The sequence below is a fragment of the Pseudomonas sp. P1_C12 genome (assembly GCF_056406435.1).
Genome location: NZ_JBFUAE010000042.1, coordinates 1 through 2,924, shown reverse-complemented (window position 1 = coordinate 2,924; position 2,924 = coordinate 1). Strand labels below are relative to the sequence as shown.

Genomic DNA, 2,924 nt, shown 5'->3' with positions numbered 1-2,924 from the left:
TGCCTTGGCAGTCAGAGGCGATGAAAGACGTGGTAGCCTGCGAAAAGCTTCGGGGAGTCGGCAAACAGACTTTGATCCGGAGATGTCTGAATGGGGGAACCCAGCCATCATAAGATGGTTATCTTGTACTGAATACATAGGTGCAAGAGGCGAACCAGGGGAACTGAAACATCTAAGTACCCTGAGGAAAAGAAATCAACCGAGATTCCCTTAGTAGTGGCGAGCGAACGGGGACTAGCCCTTAAGTKGMTTTGAGATTAGCGGAACGCTCTGGAAAGTGCGGCCATAGTGGGTGATAGCCCTGTACGCGAAAATCTCTTRKYMATGAAATCGAGTAGGACGGAGCACGAGAAACTTTGTCTGAATATGGGGGGACCATCCTCCAAGGCTAAATACTACTGACTGACCGATAGTGAACTAGTACCGTGAGGGAAAGGCGAAAAGAACCCCGGAGAGGGGAGTGAAATAGATCCTGAAACCGTATGCGTACAAGCAGTGGGAGCCCACTTTGTTGGGTGACTGCGTACCTTTTGTATAATGGGTCAGCGACTTATTTTCAGTGGCGAGCTTAACCGAATAGGGGAGGCGTAGCGAAAGCGAGTCTTAATAGGGCGTCTAGTCGCTGGGAATAGACCCGAAACCGGGCGATCTATCCATGGGCAGGTTGAAGGTTAGGTAACACTGACTGGAGGACCGAACCGACTACCGTTGAAAAGTTAGCGGATGACCTGTGGATCGGAGTGAAAGGCTAATCAAGCTCGGAGATAGCTGGTTCTCCTCGAAAGCTATTTAGGTAGCGCCTCATGTATCACTGTAGGGGGTAGAGCACTGTTTCGGCTAGGGGGTCATCCCGACTTACCAAACCGATGCAAACTCCGAATACCTACAAGTGCCGAGCATGGGAGACACACGGCGGGTGCTAACGTCCGTCGTGAAAAGGGAAACAACCCAGACCGTCAGCTAAGGTCCCAAAGTTATGGTTAAGTGGGAAACGATGTGGGAAGGCTTAGACAGCTAGGAGGTTGGCTTAGAAGCAGCCACCCTTTAAAGAAAGCGTAATAGCTCACTAGTCGAGTCGGCCTGCGCGGAAGATGTAACGGGGCTCAAACCATACACCGAAGCTACGGGTATCAYCTTCGGRTGATGCGGTAGAGGAGCGTTCTGTAAGCCTGTGAAGGTGAGTTGAGAAGCTTGCTGGAGGTATCAGAAGTGCGAATGCTGACATGAGTAACGACAATGGGTGTGAAAAACACCCACGCCGAAAGACCAAGGTTTCCTGCGCAACGTTAATCGACGCAGGGTTAGTCGGTCCCTAAGGCGAGGCTGAAAAGCGTAGTCGATGGAAAACAGGTTAATATTCCTGTACTTCTGGTTATTGCGATGGAGGGACGGAGAAGGCTAGGCCAGCTTGGCGTTGGTTGTCCAAGTTTAAGGTGGTAGGCTGGAATCTTAGGTAAATCCGGGATTCYAAGGCCGAGAGCTGATGACGAGTTACCCTTTGGGTGACGAAGTGGTTGATGCCATGCTTCCAAGAAAAGCTTCTAAGCTTCAGGTAACCAGGAACCGTACCCCAAACCGACACAGGTGGTTGGGTAGAGAATACCAAGGCGCTTGAGAGAACTCGGGTGAAGGAACTAGGCAAAATGGCACCGTAACTTCGGGAGAAGGTGCGCCGGTGAGGGTGAAGGACTTGCTCCGTAAGCCCACGCCGGTCGAAGATACCAGGCCGCTGCGACTGTTTATTAAAAACACAGCACTCTGCAAACACGAAAGTGGACGTATAGGGTGTGACGCCTGCCCGGTGCCGGAAGGTTAATTGATGGGGTTAGCTAACGCGAAGCTCTTGATCGAAGCCCCGGTAAACGGCGGCCGTAACTATAACGGTCCTAAGGTAGCGAAATTCCTTGTCGGGTAAGTTCCGACCTGCACGAATGGCGTAACGATGGCGGCGCTGTCTCCACCCGAGACTCAGTGAAATTGAAATCGCTGTGAAGATGCAGTGTATCCGCGGCTAGACGGAAAGACCCCGTGAACCTTTACTATAGCTTTGCACTGGACTTTGAATTTGCTTGTGTAGGATAGGTGGGAGGCTTTGAAGCGTGGACGCCAGTTCGCGTGGAGCCAACCTTGAAATACCACCCTGGCAACTTTGAGGTTCTAACTCAGGTCCGTTATCCGGATCGAGGACAGTGTATGGTGGGTAGTTTGACTGGGGCGGTCTCCTCCTAAAGAGTAACGGAGGAGTACGAAGGTGCGCTCAGACCGGTCGGAAATCGGTCGTAGAGTATAAAGGCAAAAGCGCGCTTGACTGCGAGACAGACACGTCGAGCAGGTACGAAAGTAGGTCTTAGTGATCCGGTGGTTCTGTATGGAAGGGCCATCGCTCAACGGATAAAAGGTACTCCGGGGATAACAGGCTGATACCGCCCAAGAGTTCATATCGACGGCGGTGTTTGGCACCTCGATGTCGGCTCATCACATCCTGGGGCTGAAGCCGGTCCCAAGGGTATGGCTGTTCGCCATTTAAAGTGGTACGCGAGCTGGGTTTAGAACGTCGTGAGACAGTTCGGTCCCTATCTGCCGTGGACGTTTGAGATTTGAGAGGGGCTGCTCCTAGTACGAGAGGACCGGAGTGGACGAACCTCTGGTGTTCCGGTTGTCACGCCAGTGGCATTGCCGGGTAGCTATGTTCGGAAAAGATAACCGCTGAAAGCATCTAAGCGGGAAACTTGCCTCAAGATGAGATCTCACTGGGACCTTGAGTCCCCTGAAGGGCCGTCGAAGACTACGACGTTGATAGGTTGGGTGTGTAAGCGCTGTGAGGCGTTGAGCTAACCAATACTAATTGCCCGTGAGGCTTGACCATATAACACCCAAGCAATTTGACTACTCGAAAGAGCATCAGATTGCGGTGTGTGAAGACG

General features: G+C 52.1%; 1 rRNA gene. It reads left to right on the top strand.

Features of this window, described 5'->3' with window-relative positions:
• Positions 1-2,866: ribosomal RNA gene (locus AC1D19_RS30215) — 23S ribosomal RNA — on the top strand; the annotation flags it as partial.
• Between the last annotated feature and the right edge of the window lie 58 nt (positions 2,867-2,924).